Consider the following 15,951-nt stretch of genomic DNA (forward strand, 5'->3'; position numbering starts at 1 on the left):
GACGATCGTCGTCAACCCCCTTTGCGAACCCTGGCGAATCATCGCATTGTGATTTTTTATCACCGAAAGCAATGAAATCTTGCAACGCCAGATTGCAAGAAATGCCAAAATCTTGCCGCGCGAGATTGCAAGGAATAGCGAATCTTCACACGACAGGTTGCAAGGAATAACTAAAAACTTGTATATCTACGTTGCAAGAAATAGGTATTTTTTTGTATAGCTACTATACAAGTGCAACGTTTTCCTTAATTTATCTCGGTTTAACTGACGGTTTGCCGAGTATATTTGAGCGTTAATCCAGAATCGCCAAATGCGACGAAATCGGGCAGTGTTGTGGTGGGCGCGGCATCTGCAAAATCCGTTGAGTAAGATTGAACACAGTAATATTCACGCAGACGGAGGATATAATATCATGCCCAATATGTTTGGAACCGATGGCGTTCGCGGATTGGCGAACAGGGATTTGACCGCAAGGCTGGCGCTTGACCTGGGTGATGCAGCCGTACGCGTATTGGGTGATTCCTCAGGCACTGAAGAAGAACACAAGGAAGGTCGTCGTCGCGCGCTGATTGGACGTGACACCCGCGTTTCCGGCGATTTCTTGGCATCGGCGCTTGCGGCAGGCATGAGCGCAGGCGGTTTTGACGTCATCGATGCCGGCATCATCCCGACACCGGGCATTGCATATCTGACCGATCAGCTCAATGTGGAGATGGGCGCGGTCATTTCCGCCTCGCATAACCCGATGCCCGACAATGGCATTAAATTCTTCGCCCGTGGCGGTTTCAAACTTCCCGATACGAAGGAAGACGAGATTGAAGCGGTGCTCGGCAAGGACTGGGAACGCCCGATCGGTGCCGGCGTCGGTCGCGTGAGTCACGATCCCACCACGGCAACGAACATGTATATTGACCATCTGGTTTCCACAATTGCTCCCGTCGCGCCCGACAAGACCCAGCCCAAGCCGCTTAAGGGGCTCAAGATCGTGATGGATTGCGCCAATGGCGCGACTTCGGTGGTTGCCCCTGAGGCCTTGCGCCGTGTGGGTGCCGAGGTGCTGGTCATCAACGCTTCGCCGGATGGCTATAACATCAATAAGAAGGCCGGTTCCACTCATCCTGAGCAGCTGCAGGCCATGGTCAAGGCCACCGACGCGGTCATGGGCGTGGCGTTCGACGGTGACGCCGACCGCTGCCTCGCTGTGGACGAGGACGGCAACATGGTCAACGGCGATCAAGTGATGGGCATTCTTGCGCGTGCCAAGAAGCGTGAGGGCAAGCTCAACCACGATACGTTGGTGGTCACCGTGATGAGCAATCTCGGCCTCAAGTTGGCGCTGAAAGACATGGGCATTTCGACGGTGCAGACCAACGTCGGCGATCGTTACGTTCTCGAGGAAATGCTGAAGGGCGACTATTCGCTTGGTGGCGAGCAGTCCGGCCACGTCATCAACCGCGAATTCGCCACCACCGGCGACGGCACGCTGACCGCGCTGACGCTGTGCAATGAGGTCGTCAAGTCCGGCAAGTCGCTGAAAGAGCTGGCCGCCGACTTCCCGCAACTGCCGCAGCAGCTCATCAACGTTCCCGACGTCGACAAGAAGGCCGCCCCCACCAACGCCAAGGTGCAGGATGCGGTGGCCCGCGAGGAGAAGCTGCTCGGCGACACCGGCCGCGTGCTGCTTCGCCCCAGCGGCACTGAACCGCTGGTCCGCGTGATGGTCGAGGCCGAAACGCAGCAGCAGGCCGACGAGGTCTGCCAGCGTCTGGCCGAAGTGGTCGCGCAGGAGCTTGCCATCTGATGTTCTCGCGCAATTCCAAAGTCGATACAGAACTGAACCATGCCGTCGAACAGCTGATCAAAACCGGCGGTAAGGAAAAGATCCTTCCCATCGTGCAGATGGGGGAACCCGTGTTGCGCCAAAATGCCGCCGAATATGACGGCCAGCTGAGCAAACGGACGCTGTCCAAGCTCATCGAGGCCATGCATGTGACGATGCTCGAGGCACCGGGCGTCGGTTTGGCCGCCCCGCAAATCGGCTTGGGATTGCGCATCGCCGTGGTCGAGGACCATGTGCGTGTCGGTGGCAGAGGGGTCGACGACAATCCGGAAGGTCACGTCGGCAACAAAAACGATCAGGATTCGTCGGATCAAGATAACGGCTCCGGTGACGGCGGCGAAAATGAAGGCATGATCGACGACACGAACGACCCGCGCGAAATCGCCGAATTCCCGTTCCGTGCCATCATCAACCCGACCTACGAACCCATCGGTACCGAGCAGCGCAGCTTCTACGAAGGTTGTTTGAGCTTTGCCGGTTACCAGGCCGTTCGCCATCGTTGGCTTGACATCACCGCCCGTTGGCAGGACGAGGACGGCAACAGGCATGAGGAATATCTGCATGGCTGGCCCGCGCGTATTTTCCAGCATGAGACGGATCATCTGAGCGGCGAGGTCTACATTGACCAGGCCGAAATCCGCTCCCTTGCCACCGACGAAAACCTCGAGGATTACTGGTGCAAGGATCCGGTTCCCACCGATGCCGCCAAAGAACTTGGTTTCAAGCTCGCCTGAGGTTGGTTGAGTTGTCGGTTAATCGACTCGTATTTTTAGGAACGCGGCAAAACCTGGAATTAGGTTTTGCCGCGTTCCTATGCCCTATGCGGTCCCGTTGTGTTTTCGTTCCCCATAAATGGTAAGTGCTTCATGCCATGAATGCGTATGATATTTGCCCATGATATGGCTGCGATGGGAATATACGGTATTGGTTGAAATGCTGAGACATTCGGCGACTTCATCGGTTTCCATTCCCTGTGAACATAAATTGATGACGCGGAGCTCACTCGGTGAAAGAGGGATTTCTTTTAGATTCAGAGATGAGTGAGCGACCATGGTGCCTTGTGCTTTTGCGAGGTCGTGTTTCATAAGACATTGATTTTTAAGACCCGTCGGATCGGGTTTCTCTTCCGCTGCGAATCGTTCGCTGTTGCGCCCGTTCTCGTCTCTATTCGACCTTTGAACTGCTGTGTTCGGATTTAAAGAATAACGTACTTGATGGAATTTGTTGTTGTTTGTGGCTTCATCATGCTTTTGTCCATTGATTCCCTGCGGACTGCCGGCGCTCCCGCCTTCGGCCGATGCGTGATGGGGGCTGTGCGATTTCCGATTTCGTTGCCTGCGTTGTCTGCCGGTTTCCTGACTTGCCCGATACGTTGCAGGAGTTCCCCTTACTGACACCGTTCGATTCACCTGATGGGCTGCTGAAGTTCTTCTCATCGGTTCCGCCTGACCGGTCCGATGCCGAGGTGTCTTTTCGCTGTAAATCGCATTGACGATTGAAGGCAACTCGTGGTTGAGGGTGGCTTTGTCGATGATGCAATGAAGGTGTTGCAAATAAACCAGCGTGTGGACGTATCGATCGATGTGTGCGGTTATGCCGATGATAATGATATCCGGTTGAGCGTTTTTAATTTCCTCCAACACCGTTTCCTTGGCGTTTTCGACCAGGGAAATGTCTATGATGACCACGTCGGTTCGCTGAAGACTATAGACGCATTGATGAATGCCCACATCCAATTTCGTTGTGTTCCAGATGTTGACGTGGCAGCCGTTCCGATTTTGGACACGACTGACGATGCCGACTTCGTGTTCTAGGGCACAAGGATCATCATCGATGATGCCGATGCGCAGCTCGCGTCTTTGCGGGTATGATTTCTCTTTCATGGATTCATTTTATACAACACATATTTAAATACCTAATTATTTTAATAAAATTCAAGATTTCTTGATTTCTTTTCCGCAATCGAATTTAAATTTGACTTTTAAGAATAAAGTGCAAATCAAGATTTGCTTTTTGGTCGGATTCGGTTTTGTCAGCATCTCGCGAGTCAGGGGAGGGAAGTGTTTGGTGGCGCACTGTTCGGTTCTCATGTCTCCCGTATTCTCTCAGGAGGCTGGAGCTCCATATCTCTTAGCGTTTGGGCTTCGTTTCGCTGGTTGGTGGGTTTGCCGAAATCCTGTACTTGGTGTTTTCGAATCTGGTTGACGCAGATATCTTGCCGATTTGTACAGATGCTGTAAGAGTGTCGATTTTGCAATATTGCCGGTTGCCTTGAGTCTGTCGTTGCTTGATTGCCTTAAAACCGCATGTTTTATTGGGTGTTCGGTTTTGTTTACCGAAATTAACTTTTATGTTCATATAATTAGACCAGTAATTACAGATTGACAAACAAATGCAACTCTGTACCATGGTAAACGTAACTGATACACGGTTGTACCAAGCGATTGAGTATCCAAAAAAACAAAGCTTCGTGAGAGCCAATCGACTGATAGCGAACTCAAACAAAGCTGACAGACGTAATACAAAGGTACGATGCAAAGGAGTCGAAAAATGAGTAACGTGAAGAAGGCCGTTGCGGTTGCAGCCGCCGCAGCGACGATGATTGGTCTGGCCGGCTGCGGCTCTTCCAATTCGAGCAGCAGCGGAAGCAAGGGCTCGGACGACAAGGGCGAACTGGTCTTTTGGGGTTGGGACACCGGAGACTCGATGAAGAAGATCATCGAGAACTTTGAAAAAGACAACCCTGGAATCACCGTGAAGTTCAACAACACCGGCACCGCCGAGAAAACCTCGACGGCATTGAGCAATGCGGTCGCGGCAAAGAAGGGCATCCCCGACGTGGTGATGCTCGAGGACCCGACGGTCACCCAATTCGCGGTAACCGGCGATCTGGCGGACCTGAGCCAGTTCGGCGCGGACAAGCTGGCCGACGATTTCACCGAAGGCCCGTGGAACAAACTGCAATATAACAACAAGGCCTACGCGTTGCCCGTCGATGCGGGCCCGGAAATGTTCTTCTACAACAAGGCCATTTTTGACAAGGCCGGTGTCGACGGCGAGTCGATCAAGACCTGGGACGATTACTATGAGGCGGCCAAAAAAGTCAAGGCTGCCGGTTCCTATATCACCAACAGCTCAGGAAGCTCAGGCGATTACCAGCCCTTCACCGCACAGGTATGGCAGGCTGGTGCAAAGCCTTGGAAGGTCGATGGCGAGAAGATCACCATCGATATGACCAAGGATTCGGGAATGAAGAGGTACATCGAATTCCGCCAGAAGTTGATCGATGAGGACCTTATTGACCTGAAGACCGCGAACTGGTCGGACGAATGGAACCGTGAGTTGAACGACGGCACCATCGCCTCACTGACCATCGGCGCCTGGATGCCGGTCAACCTCATCAGCGGTGCGCCCGATCAGAAGGGCAACTGGCGTGTGGGTGCGCTTCCCCAGTGGGAAGCCGGCAAACAGGTCTCCGCAGAAGACGGCGGTTCGGCGCTCGCCGTGCCCAAGGCCGGCAAGTCGCAGGCTGCGGCCTACAAGTTCGTGAAGTATATGACCCACGGTGCCGGTGCCCAACAGATGGCCGACACGGGCACGTTCAGCAGCTTGAAGAAGATCCTCAATTCCAGCTCCTTCACCGACCCGAACACCGAGGCCAACAAGAAGGTCAATGAATACTTCGGCGGACAGAACGTCAACAAGATTCTGGCCGAAGGTGCGCAGCGTCCCGTCGAGAAGTTCCAGTACCTGCCGTACAACCCGTTTGCCCAGACCGCTTTTGGCGATGAGATCTCCAAGGCATATAGCAAGAACATCACGCTGGAGAAGGCCATGCAGAACTATGCGCACAAGCTTGCCGACCATGGCAAGGAAGAAGGCTATAGCGTAACCCTGAAATGATGCGCCTGACGGCACAACAAAATGAGCGGAGAAGATCGTGGCACGGCTAACGTTCTTCTCCGCTATTACGAAGGAGTGTATTTTTGTCAACGAAAATAGCTAAGGATGGCGCCGGAGGGGTTCCCGCTGACGTCGACCTGGGCGATGGTGCCGCGACCTCGACGGTTTCGGTGTCGAAAAAGCCTGAGGTGCAGGCCAACAGACATCGTGTGGATTGGCGGGGATGGAAGTTCCTCTGGCCGTTTGTGCTGGTGTTCATGTTCGTGTTCGTGATTCCGGTGCTGTACGCGATCTATCTGTCGTTCTTCCAGTCGAAGATGATCGGCGGCACCGTATTCGTCGGTTTCCAGAACTATGTGCGTCTTTTCCATGATGGCCAATTCTGGAGTTCGGTGTGGCGCGTGACGCTTTTCACCATCGTGCAGGTGCCGATCATGCTGTGCCTGGCGGCCTTGCTGGCGCTGGCTTTGGATTCGATGAAGCTGCATGGCACCAAGTTCTTCCGCATCTCGACCTTCCTTCCCTACGCGGTGCCGGCGGTGGTCTCCACGCTGGTGTGGGGGTTCATGTACGGAGCGAAATACGGCCTTGTCGGTTCGCTCAACGGTTGGTTGGGAACGCACTTGGACGTGTTGCAGCCCAGCGTGCTTCTGGCGGCGATCGGGAACATCAACACCTGGGAATTCACCGGTTACAACATGCTGATCTTCTATTCCTCGCTTTCCACGATTCCGCATTCGCTTTATGAGGCGGCGTCGATTGACGGGGCGAGCGAGTGGCAGACCATCCGCAAGATCAAGATGCCGGAGCTCAAAGGCAGCCTGGCCATCACGGTGATCTTCAGCATCATCGGCAGCTTCCAGCTGTTCAACGAACCGAGCATCATGCAGAATATGGTGCCGGGCAACGCCATCACCACCTATTACACCCCCAACATGTACGCCTACAATCTGAGCTTTACCGGCGGTCAAAGCAATTACGCCGCGGCGCTGGCCATTGTGATGGCCGTGATCACCATGGTGATCGCCTACGCGGTGCAGCTCAAAAGCATGAAGGAGCAGATGAAATGAGCGACGCCACCACCATTCAGCCACAGGTCGGCCGTCTGAGCTCCTCCGAACTGAAAGCGCAGGAACGCGCGGCCAAAAGGGCCGAGAAGGCGCGGCAGCATCAAATCGCAAAAGACGAGGCGGCTGAGCGCAAACGAAGCGCGAAGAACGGGTTCAGCAACCCCGACAACCCGCGTCGTAGCTGGACGTTGACGTTTGTCGTCGGTATTTTCGCGATCTACTGCCTTTTCCCGTTCGTCTATCTGCTGATCAATTCCACGAAGACGCAGTCTGATTTCACTTCGACATTCGGCTTGGGATTCGGCCATTCCTTCGCGCTTTGGGACAATCTCAAAGAGGTTTTCACCTATCAGGATGGAATATTCGGCCGCTGGCTTTTGAACACCCTGTTTTACGTGTTGGTGGGCGCGGGTGGTGCCACATTGCTGGCGATCATGGGCGGTTACGCGTTGGCCAAGTTCCGCTTTCCGGGGCGTAAGGCCGTTTTCGCCGTGGTCATCGGCGCAATCTCGGTGCCGGGCATCGCGTTGGCGGTCCCGCAGTTTCTCCTTTTCGCCAAGCTGGGACTTACCAACACGCCTTGGGCGATGATATTGCCGAGTCTCATATCGCCGTTCGGTCTCTACCTGATGTGGATTTTCAGCGAACAGGCCGTGCCGACCGAGCTCATCGAGGCGGCGCGTGTGGATGGGGCGGGCGAGTTCCGTACCTTCTTCACCATCGCATTGCCGCTGCTTGCGCCGGGAATCGTGACGACCGCGCTCTTCACGATTGTGGCGACATGGAACAACTACTTCCTGCCGCTGATCATGCTGAAGGATTCGGACTGGTACCCGCTGACGATTGGTCTGAACCTGTGGAAGGACCAGGCATCCACCGCCGGCGGCAAAGCCATCCAGAACCTGGTGATCACCGGTTCGCTGGTCACGATTATCCCGCTGGTCATCGCGTTTCTCCTTTTGCAGAAGTACTGGCAGTCCGGTCTCGCCGCAGGTGCCGTCAAAGAATAAATCGCGGTGTCAAAAAATCGTGATGTATGTGTTTGCGGGTGTCTTCTTCGTTTACGGTTTCGTCCATTCCGTGCAGACATTTTGGATTGATGAGATAATGAAAAATATCGGTCGAGGGTACCGATGAAGCGTTGATCACTGACCCCGGTGAAGATATCCGCTTGCAATACAACTTCGTATCTATAGTCGATTTTAATAAGGAATAATCAAATATGCCTGTCCCAGACGAATCAACATTGAGCCGCGACGGCAAAGGTCACCGCCGTATGTTCCGATGGCCGAAATTGCTGACGCCTGACGGACGGGACATCGCTTACGGCGGCGACTACAATCCCGACCAATGGCCGGAAGATGTTTGGGATGACGACATTCGCCTGATGAAAGAAGCCGGCGTCAACGTCGTGGCGTTGGGTATTTTCAGCTGGGGCCGTATCCAGCAGGACCCGCAGACTTGGGATTTTGATTGGCTCGACCGCATCGTCGACAAGCTCGGCAAAGCCGGAATCGCCGTGAACATGTCATCTGCCACGGCGACAGCCCCGATGTGGCTGTATGAAAAGCACCCCGAGGTGCTTCCCGTCGAGTCCGATGGAACCGTTATCCGCCCCGGTTCCCGGCAGTCGTGGAGTCCGTCAAGCCCGGTTTTCCGCAAGTACGCATTGGCGATGTGCCGCAAAATGGCCGAACGGTATGGCGATAACCCTTACGTCGTCTCATGGCATGTGGGCAACGAGTATGGCTGGAACAACCGCAACGACTACAGCAAAGACTCCCTTAATGCTTTCCGCGAGTGGTGCAAAAAGCGTTATGGCACTATCGAGGCCGTCAACGAGGCTTGGGGCACGGCGTTCTGGTCCCAGCAGGTGCGTTCCTTCGACCAGATCGAGCTGCCGATGCATCCCGGCGATGATGCCATGGTCAATCCGAGCCTCCAACTCGATTTCGAACGGTTCGGCAGTGATGCCTTGAAGGATTTCTATATCGCCGAGCGCGATGCCATTGCCGGAATCTGCCCCGACAAGCCATTGACCACGAATTTTATGGTGTCGGTCGATCAGTGCGTTATGGATTATGCCGATTGGAGCGACGAAGTGGATTTCATCGCCAACGACCAGTATTTCGAGGCCGGCGGCAGACATCTCGATACGTTGCTGTGCGGCGACGCGTTGGTGGATTCCCTTTCGCTTCGCAAACCGTGGTATCTGATGGAACATTCGACGTCGGCGGTGCAGTGGAAGCCGGTCAACGCACGCAAGCGAGGCGGTGAATTGGTACGCGACGCCATGGCGCATGTGGCCATGGGCGCCGATGCCGTCAATTTCTTCCAATGGAGGCAGTCGCAGGCCGGTTCCGAGGCATTCCATTCCGCGATGGTTCCACACGCCGGGGAACAGACCAAGGTATTCCGTGAGGTGTGCGAGCTGGGCGGCATATTGGGAAAGCTCTCGAAAGCCGGCGTGCAGGGCACCGAGCTCGAGCAGTGCGGAACGGCCATCGTTTTCGACGCCGAATCCGAGTGGGCGACGAAATGCAAAACATTACCCACTACCAAACTTGATCATTGGGGCCTTGTCGGCGCGTGGTATAGCGCTTTTCTGGATATCGGCCTGCGAGCGGATGTAATACCGTTACGTGCTGATTCCAGTGGTTACTCCACGATTATCCTGCCGGGTGTCTTGGCACTTTCGGCCCAACAGACGAAGCGCATCGAGCAATTTGTGGCGGAAGGCGGCACGCTGGTCGTCGATTATTCCACGGGTCTTGTCGATGAACGTTTCCATGTCGGGCTTGGCGGTTATCCGGGTGCCGGTGACGGTCTGTTGCGCCAAGTGCTGGGCGTGACCGGCGAGGAGTTCAATATTCTTGGCCCCATCGACGGCGAACCGGATGAAGTTCGGCTTTCCAACGGTGCCGTTTCAAAGCTGTGGCAGACGGTCGTCGGTTCCCATGTCGGGTCGGCGGAAGTGCTCGCCACCTATCAGGGCAGTGAAGCCAAGGACTGGGAGCTTGAGGGTATGCCCGCCATCACCCGCAATACGTACGGAAAAGGCAGGGCCTACTATATCGGCTGTGATCTCGACGGCGCTGCGCTGGTTTCGTTGCTGCGACAATATGGGGATCTGGCCAGTGCACATGAGGATTGTGGACGCGGCTTTGACGGATTCAACGGACAGGACCAAGCCGGCAACGGCGTCCGTGATCAGGCGCCGGGTTACAGCGACAATGGGCAGTCCGCACTGGGCAATTTGGTCCATATCCGCCGTCGAGGCGACAGGCATGTTTTCGATTTCTATTTCACCCGTGGTGCCGGACCGGCCGAAGTCGAGCATATCAATGGGGAGGTGCTGTTCGTATACCGCGGACATTCCCGGGATGCCGAAGGCGGGGTACGCACGTCCTTGCAAAACACAAGTGCGGAGCGGGGCGTGAGCGAAGCACATTATATTCTTGAGCGGAACGGAATATTGGTAACCAGACAAACGTATTGATGCTACATTAAAAATAAGGCAAGGAGGCTTTATATGGCATCTGACGAAGAACGCAATGACGCGAATGCCGATCACAGGCACGTCACGCTGAGAAATGTCGCCCAGGCCGCCGGGGTGTCGCTCAAAACGGCGTCGAATGTCATCAATGGGACAGGGCGCATGACCGATGCCACGCGCGAGCGAGTCAAATCCGTCATCGCGCAAACCGGCTACCGGGTCAACGTCGCCGCCCGCAATCTCAACCGCGGGCTTACCGGATTCATCACGCTCGCGGTGCCCTCCCTGACCCCGCCTTATCTTGCGGAATTGGCGAACCGCGTAATCGACGAGGCGCGCAAGCGTGATTATTCGGTCTATGTCACCACGTACGCCGAAGGTTCGGGCAAGGGGGTGCGGGACGTGTTGCACTCGTTCAACCCTTCGGTCTCCGATGGCATCATTCTGTCCATGAGCGAGGTTGAGGACATCTCGCCGGGGGATTTCGATGTTGACTATCCGCTTGTGGTCGTCGGCTCGCGCACGACATGGGGTCGCGTGGACCATATCACCCCGGATGACGTCGAGGCGGCGGCCATGGCAACGCGTTACCTTTTGGATCACGGCAGTTCACGACTTGCGGTGGTAGGCGCTCGTGAGGCTTTGGATGAGCGGAAACTGCGCAATGCCACGGAAGGCAATGCCCAGCTGCGGCTCAAAGGGATCATCGAGGAATGTCGCCGGCATCACAAGCGGCTCGATCCAGCGCTTATCGGCATCACCCCAAAGGACTGGACCATCGGTGCCGGAGTGCAGACGACCCGTCAGATCATCGAAGGCAAGGTTCCATTTGACGGGTTGATTGCCTTGAATGATCAGCTGGCGCTGGGATCGCTGTCGGCGTTGGCGGCAATGGGTGTCAGGGTCCCCGGTCAGGTGCAGGTCATCGGTTTCGACAACATCGAGGAGTCTGCATATCTTCAGACCCCGTTGACCACGATGGATTCGCGTCTGGATTGGACGGCGCCCACAGCGGTGGAACGTCTCATCGGCAGGATTCATGGAACCGTAACGACCCCACAGCTGCTCAAGGTGAAATCAAGAATCGTCGTGCGGCAGACGACACGGCCATGAACGTGGCGCTTTCGGTCTGACGGACGATAATTCGGAAACTTGACGATTCGCCGCGCGAACGTTTCGTGACCGTTATTGGGCATTCAAAATGATAATGATGAGGCACAGGGCCGCTCATAACGGCGTAAAACCCATAAATTTAGCACTTTTGTGATGAATTCTGTTTGAGGGTGATGTCGTATTCGGCCTACAGTATTGTGTAATAGGCGTTCTGTGGAAGGCATCGTATCGTGACGTTGATGCGTGCGCTAGGATTGCCGCGGGAAAGGTTTTTTCTATGTTCGATCGTCGGCTGTTCACCCTCGTTCCGCGCAGTGGCGCGTTCGTCGCCGCGAAAGTGCTGAGCCTTTGGGTCTCGTTGCTGGCGGATATCGGATTTGCCTTCATCGCCGTCGGTCTTCTCGGCAATCTTTTTCCTGTACTTACCGGCGTCAATTCCGTTGCCAAAGCCTCCATCGTCAAAAAACTCTTGAAAGACTTCCAAGCGGTTCCGCAAGGTTATTCGGCCTTTGTCTTTGCGCTCGTGGTTGTGGCGATCATCAAATATCTGGCCATACGAGCCTCGCACTTCTTTGGTACCGAAGCCTCTGAACGCGTCAAGATAGCGTTGCGGGAGCGGCTTTACAACAAGATGCTCGACCTCGGCCCCACATATTCGGAGCATGTGAAAACGGCCGATGTGGTGCAATCTCTGGGCGAGGGCGTTGACCATATACAAAGTTTCTTTGAGTCCTTCCTTCCGCAACTGGCTTTCGGCATCGTAGGTCCGTTGACGTTGTTTGTCGCGGTTTTGCCCTTGAATGCCCCGACGGCCGGCTTGCTTCTGGTCTGTGTGCCGATCATCGTCGGCATCATCTGGTGGGTGTCGGTGGCGACCTCACGTGCATTCGGGCAATATTGGGACAAATACACGGATATGGGTGCCACGTTCCTCGATAATGTTCAGGGTTTGGAAACGTTGAAGACGTTCGATGCCGACGAGGCCGCCGCGCAGCGTATGGATCGCAAATCCGAAAATTTCCGCAAGGCTTCGATGAAGGTGCTCCAGATTGAGCTCCGTTCGCATCTGGTGCTGGATCTGGTCTCATACGGGGGAACCGCCGGCGGCATCGGCATTATTGTCTGGCAAGTGCTTTCCGGTCATCTCAAGCTTCCCGCGGCTTTGGTGGCGATACTGCTTTCGGTGAGTTTTTTCGTTCCGCTGCGCAAGCTGGCTTCATATTCGGATACCGCCATGAATGGTGTGGCTGCGATCAAGCGAATCTATGCGATGCTGGATGTTCCGGTTTCCGGCGATGGTCAGTCTGCATTGCCGCAGGGTATCGAGGATTGCTCGATCAGCTTCCGCAACGTCGATTACACCTACAACAATGTTGAACAGGGCGAAAAGAAAGCTACGACCGCGAACGCTGCCAATGATTCAAAAGAGCAGGCGAACGCCGATCGTCATGCTCAGCATACGCTGAATATACATAAGGCTTTGGATGGGGTCAGCTTCACCGCCCGCGCAAACGGGTTCACCGCCATCGTCGGTGTCAGCGGCTCAGGCAAGTCCACTGTCGGCGCTCTTATCGCCGGTACCCGCAACGAATACGAGGGTTCAATCCGTTTGGGATACCGTGTGTTGGGCAGTGTTGGCAGTTGTGAATTGCATACCCTCAAGAACCGTTCGCTGTGCGACGCGGTCACTTTGGTCGATTCACGCAGCCATCTTTTTGCCGGAACGCTTCGTGAAAACCTGCTGATGGCCAAGCCTGACGCTACGGCCAATGAGATGTGGCTTGCCCTTGAAGGCGCCCATATCGATGATTTTGTCTATTCCCAGCCGCAGCGCCTCGATATGCGCATCGAGCCGGAAGCCGCCAATCTCTCCGGCGGACAGCGGCAGCGTCTTGCCATTGCGCGGGCACTGCTTCGTGACAGTCCGATTTATGTCTTCGATGAGGCCACAAGCAGCGTCGATGCCGAAAGCGAGAGCCTGATTGACGTGGCAGTCCGCGATCTGGCGCACGCCCATACGGTCATTGTCATCACCCACCGCCTTTCGCAGGCCAGGGACGCCAGCAACATTGTGGTGCTCGACGCCGGTCATGTGGTCGAAAGCGGCACCCATGCGCAGCTGATGGCTCAGCAAGGCCGTTACGCGACGATGTTCCACACCCAGGAATCGATTGAGCATGTCTCGCATCGCAATAGCTGGGGGACCGCTTACGCGAAGCCGCAATCGGCCAAGTCCGAGGTTCGCAGGCCGTTCGATTTCGCGTTGCTTGATTATCAGGGCAACGATGATTTTGACGTTGACGATGACCGGTCTGGCTCCAGCTCCGGTCGTTCTGCCGAATCGAAAACGGTGGATAGGCCGGCAAACCATTCGTCCGCCTCGACGGGTCGTTCGGCGAAAACGGAAGCGGCCCGAGCCCATGTTTCGGCAGTAAAAGCCGGAACGCAAAAGCCGGGAGCCGATGGTGCCGATAGGCGAGAATCGTCATCTGCTTCCGTGGTGCGTGCCGGTGGTGGCAATGGCTTCGGCGCGACGGCAAAAGCGGGAAGCCGGCATTCCAATGGAATGCATTCTGACGAATCGGCAAAGCGGGCCGACGAAGCCGATGCGATATTGGATGTCGCCAACCGTCCGCAAAGCGAAAACAAGTCGATGGGAACCTTCCATCTGACGATGAGACTGCTCGGTTGCGTCGGCCGTTTGAGCCCCTTCATTGTGGGCGCCTGTGTCTTTGGTACTCTTGCACGGCTTGCCGAGACTTTCCTGCCTGTTTTCGGCGTGCTGGCCTTGATGGCAGTATTCGGTCATCCCGTTTGGAATGTGAACGTGACTGTTGCGCTCATCGCCTTGGTCGGGTGCGCAGCGGGCAAGAGCTTGATGCATTACGCCGAGGAATACATGAACCACGAGATGAGTTTCCGCGTGGTCTCGCTGTTCCGCTCCAAGGCGTTCCAGGCGCTTCGCCGGCTTGCGCCCGCCAAGCTCGCGCGGCATGGCAAGGGAGACCTGACCACGTTGGTGACTTCCGATGTCGAGCTGCTTGAAACGTTCTTTGCCCATGCGATTTCCCCGGTGGTCATCGCGATCACCACTTCGGTCGTCTTTGCGCTGGCCCTGTTCACACTCAATCCATGGTTCTCGCTCTTGCTGATTGGCGCCCACCTGTTCGTGGGATTGGTGCTGCCGCGGCTGTATGCCGGCAACGTGCGTGGAATAGGGGCAAGGATCCGCAACGATTCCGCCAAACTCGGCGACCGACTCATTGACGATATGCACGGTCTCGATGAGATCATCAGATTCAATCAAGGGCGCCGTCGTTTGACCGACATCATCGCGGAAGACAAGAATCTGTGGCTTTTCGAAAGCAGACTCAGCCGCAAGAACGGCGTATTCGGCGGTCTTGGCTCAGTTTGTGTCATTGTATTTACGTTTGTGGCCGTAAGAATCATGTTCGGCATCGTCGAAGCCAACCCTGTTTCGATGGCCAAGTGCGTGGTCGCCGTCATGCTTGTTTTCAGCTCATTCGGCCCCACCCTTGCCTTGAGCGCCTTGCCTGGCAGCCTCAACCAGCCGTTGGCGGCCGCCAGACGCATGTTCGCCCTGTTCGACGAGCAGCCTGCCGTTGAGGAAACGGGAACGGACAAGCCGAAATTCGAAACCGTCGCGTTGAAAGATGTGACCTTCGGCTATCCGCTCGCGTATTCGGGTTCGACTTCCGCCTCCGCGCTGGTACTCAAAGATTTCAACTTGGCGACGCTGCATTCGGGAATACTCGGTGTCCAAGGACCTTCGGGCCACGGCAAGTCCACGATTCTGAAGCTCATGATGCGCTATTGGGATCCTCAGCAGGGCTCGGTCGATTTCTCGGGGGAACCCTTGCCGCACGTCGAGGCGCATTATCGCCGTCGGGTCGAGACGATGATGGATCAGGACACGTATCTTTTTGACGGCACGATTCGTGACAACCTGTTGGTCGCCGATCCGGGCGCCAAAGACGCCGACATGCATCAGGCGTTGCAGCGTGCCTCGATCGCCGAGGCCATCGACGCGTTGCCCGATGGGTTGGATACACAGGTCGGCGAGCTCGGTTCGCGGCTTTCGGAGGGAGAGCGCCAGCGCATCAGCCTTGCCAGGATTTTCCTCACGGGTGCTTCTTTGGTGCTTTTCGATGAGCCCACGAGCCGTGTGGACGCATTGAACGAATCGGTGATTCTTCACTCGATCAACACCTTGGCCAACGAACGTCCGGTTTCGATTGTGCTTGTATCCCATCGTGCTTCCACGATGCAGATCGCCGATCGCGTCATCACGCTGTAAATCTGAGGATTCGATTTTATTCCTTTCTGACTCATCAGATGTAGAAGCTCGCTCATTCGCTGGTTGTAAGTGACCGTTTTTCGGCTTGTATGTCTGGGTATGCCGAATACCGTTCATTTAGCATTTGTGGATGAACGCTTTTCTACACGAGCATCTTCAGATGCTAGAAAGTGTTCACTGAGCAGGTCTTAGTGATCGTTTTTCTACATAA

General features: G+C 55.5%; 9 protein-coding genes. 8 read left to right on the plus strand and 1 reads right to left on the minus strand.

What is annotated here, in order from left to right:
• Positions 1–412: 412 nt before the first annotated feature.
• Both glmM and PT275_RS00305 read left to right on the plus strand, forming a co-directional pair.
• Positions 413–1,801: a phosphoglucosamine mutase gene (gene glmM / locus PT275_RS00300; protein WP_277151235.1), complete on the plus strand. Its 1,389-nt coding sequence runs from the start codon at positions 413–415 to the stop codon at positions 1,799–1,801.
• Complete coding sequence (locus PT275_RS00305; protein WP_277151237.1) at positions 1,801–2,574, plus strand: peptide deformylase; 774 nt, start codon at positions 1,801–1,803, stop codon at positions 2,572–2,574. Before glmM ends, PT275_RS00305 begins: the two co-directional genes overlap by 1 nt.
• A gap of 84 nt (positions 2,575–2,658) precedes the next feature.
• On the opposite strand, the gene PT275_RS00310 is transcribed toward PT275_RS00305, so the two are convergent.
• Entirely contained in the window at positions 2,659–3,723 is a 1,065-nt protein-coding gene (locus PT275_RS00310) for a helix-turn-helix transcriptional regulator (RefSeq protein WP_277151239.1), read from the minus strand.
• Positions 3,724–4,390: 667 nt separating this feature from the next.
• Between PT275_RS00310 and PT275_RS00315 the strand changes: the two genes are divergently transcribed.
• The 6 genes from PT275_RS00315 to PT275_RS00340 all read left to right on the plus strand — a co-directional run bounded on the left by PT275_RS00315 (position 4,391) and on the right by PT275_RS00340 (position 15,740).
• Positions 4,391–5,743 carry a sugar ABC transporter substrate-binding protein gene (locus PT275_RS00315; RefSeq protein WP_277151242.1) on the plus strand — a complete coding sequence of 451 codons (1,353 nt, stop codon included), beginning with the start codon at positions 4,391–4,393 and terminating at the stop codon, positions 5,741–5,743.
• Between the two features lie 137 nt (positions 5,744–5,880).
• The gene (locus tag PT275_RS00320; protein WP_277153589.1) at positions 5,881–6,813 is read left to right on the plus strand and encodes a sugar ABC transporter permease; all 933 of its coding nucleotides are present in this window, start codon (positions 5,881–5,883) and stop codon (positions 6,811–6,813) included.
• Positions 6,810–7,823 carry a carbohydrate ABC transporter permease gene (locus PT275_RS00325; RefSeq protein WP_277151244.1) on the plus strand — a complete coding sequence of 338 codons (1,014 nt, stop codon included), beginning with the start codon at positions 6,810–6,812 and terminating at the stop codon, positions 7,821–7,823. Before PT275_RS00320 ends, PT275_RS00325 begins: the two co-directional genes overlap by 4 nt.
• A gap of 212 nt (positions 7,824–8,035) precedes the next feature.
• Positions 8,036–10,312, plus strand: coding sequence for a beta-galactosidase (locus tag PT275_RS00330; RefSeq protein ID WP_277151246.1), 2,277 nt, complete (start codon positions 8,036–8,038; stop codon positions 10,310–10,312).
• A gap of 33 nt (positions 10,313–10,345) precedes the next feature.
• Complete coding sequence (locus PT275_RS00335; protein ID WP_277151248.1) at positions 10,346–11,422, plus strand: LacI family DNA-binding transcriptional regulator; 1,077 nt, start codon at positions 10,346–10,348, stop codon at positions 11,420–11,422.
• Positions 11,423–11,699: 277 nt separating this feature from the next.
• The gene (locus PT275_RS00340) at positions 11,700–15,740 is read left to right on the plus strand and encodes an ATP-binding cassette domain-containing protein (RefSeq protein ID WP_277151250.1); all 4,041 of its coding nucleotides are present in this window, start codon (positions 11,700–11,702) and stop codon (positions 15,738–15,740) included.
• The last annotated feature ends 211 nt before the right edge of the window (positions 15,741–15,951 follow it).

Source organism: Bifidobacterium sp. ESL0745 (genome assembly GCF_029433335.1).
Lineage (GTDB): Bacteria > Actinomycetota > Actinomycetes > Actinomycetales > Bifidobacteriaceae > Bifidobacterium.

Bases quoted from the DNA above. Each gene is read 5' to 3' on its own strand.
- PT275_RS00305 (WP_277151237.1), top strand. From the start codon at position 1,801: ATGTTCTCGCGCAATTCCAAAGTCGATACAGAACTGAACCATGCCGTC.
- PT275_RS00330 (WP_277151246.1), top strand. From the start codon at position 8,036: ATGCCTGTCCCAGACGAATCAACATTGAGCCGCGACGGCAAAGGTCAC.
- PT275_RS00340 (WP_277151250.1), top strand. From the start codon at position 11,700: ATGTTCGATCGTCGGCTGTTCACCCTCGTTCCGCGCAGTGGCGCGTTC.
- PT275_RS00310 (WP_277151239.1), bottom strand. From the start codon at position 3,723: ATGAAAGAGAAATCATACCCGCAAAGACGCGAGCTGCGCATCGGCATC.
- PT275_RS00315 (WP_277151242.1), top strand. From the start codon at position 4,391: ATGAGTAACGTGAAGAAGGCCGTTGCGGTTGCAGCCGCCGCAGCGACG.
- glmM (WP_277151235.1), top strand. From the start codon at position 413: ATGCCCAATATGTTTGGAACCGATGGCGTTCGCGGATTGGCGAACAGG.
- PT275_RS00325 (WP_277151244.1), top strand. From the start codon at position 6,810: ATGAGCGACGCCACCACCATTCAGCCACAGGTCGGCCGTCTGAGCTCC.
- PT275_RS00335 (WP_277151248.1), top strand. From the start codon at position 10,346: ATGGCATCTGACGAAGAACGCAATGACGCGAATGCCGATCACAGGCAC.